The sequence below is a fragment of the Bradyrhizobium sp. NBAIM08 genome, assembly GCF_020193935.1.
Lineage (GTDB): Bacteria > Pseudomonadota > Alphaproteobacteria > Rhizobiales > Xanthobacteraceae > Bradyrhizobium > Bradyrhizobium yuanmingense.
Genome location: NZ_JADYVR010000354.1, coordinates 1 through 448, shown reverse-complemented (window position 1 = coordinate 448; position 448 = coordinate 1). Strand labels below are relative to the sequence as shown.

Sequence of the window (448 nt, the reverse complement as noted above, 5' to 3'; positions counted from 1 at the left end):
GCACCAGAAGCTGATCGAAGAGAGCCCGGCGCCGAACCTGCCGCAGAAGGTTCGCGAGGAACTCTGTAAGGCGGCGGTGCGGCTGGCCCAGACCGCTGGCTATTACAACGCCGGTACCTGCGAGTTCATCGTCGATCAGGACAACAACTATTACTTCATCGAAGTCAACGCCCGCATCCAGGTCGAGCACCCGGTCACCGAGCTGGTCACGGGCGTCGACCTGGTCGAGGCGCAGCTCGCCATCGCCGAGGGCCGGCGCCTCACCGGACGTCAGACGGAGGGGGCAACCGATTCCGCCGACCGTATGACGTCCCGGGGGCACGCGATCGAGGTACGCCTCTACGCCGAGGATGCGGCGTACGTCCCGCAGAGCGGTGGGCTGGTCACCTTCGACCTGCAGGCCGACGGCGGGTTCGAGCTGCTCGGGCGCCACGGCGTCCGGGTCGAC

General features: G+C 67.4%; 1 pseudogene. It reads left to right on the top strand.

Annotated elements, in window-relative coordinates:
* Window positions 1-448, top strand: a pseudogene (locus I6F37_RS39875) (hypothetical protein); the annotation flags it as partial.